This window comes from Pseudomonas psychrophila HA-4 (assembly GCF_000282975.1).
In the GTDB taxonomy this organism is placed as follows: Bacteria; Pseudomonadota; Gammaproteobacteria; order Pseudomonadales; family Pseudomonadaceae; genus Aquipseudomonas; species Aquipseudomonas psychrophila_A.
In genome coordinates, this window is record NZ_ALJC01000068.1 from 1 (window position 1) to 321 (window position 321).

Below are 321 nucleotides of genomic sequence, written 5' to 3' on the forward strand. Positions count from 1 at the left end.
CTGATTGCCGGTTCTTCAGGCACCAGGCCGCTGCCGCTGTGCCACGGCACGGGGTGTTCGAGTTTGGCGAAGGCGCTCTGGCCGTCACCGAACACCAGGTGGTGGCCTTGAGCGCTGTGCCGAAAGTGGTAGTGGATGCCTTCTTCTTCGCACAGGCGCTGGATAAAGTGCAGGTCGGTTTCGTGGTACTGCACGCAGTAGTCGCGGGCCTGATAGGTCGTGTCGAGCTTGAAGGTGAAGGCGTTACTGAAGATGCCGTGCTCTTCCAGGAATTGGCCAATGATCTGCTCGACCGTGAGTTGCTGGAAAACCCGCTGGTTG

Annotated in this window: 1 protein-coding gene; it reads right to left on the reverse strand. The window is 59.5% G+C overall.

Annotated elements, in window-relative coordinates; translation table 11 throughout:
• Window positions 1-321, reverse strand: a 321-nt coding sequence (locus B347_RS0108440; RefSeq protein WP_019409266.1) for a contractile injection system protein, VgrG/Pvc8 family, incomplete at both ends; no start/stop codon positions are given.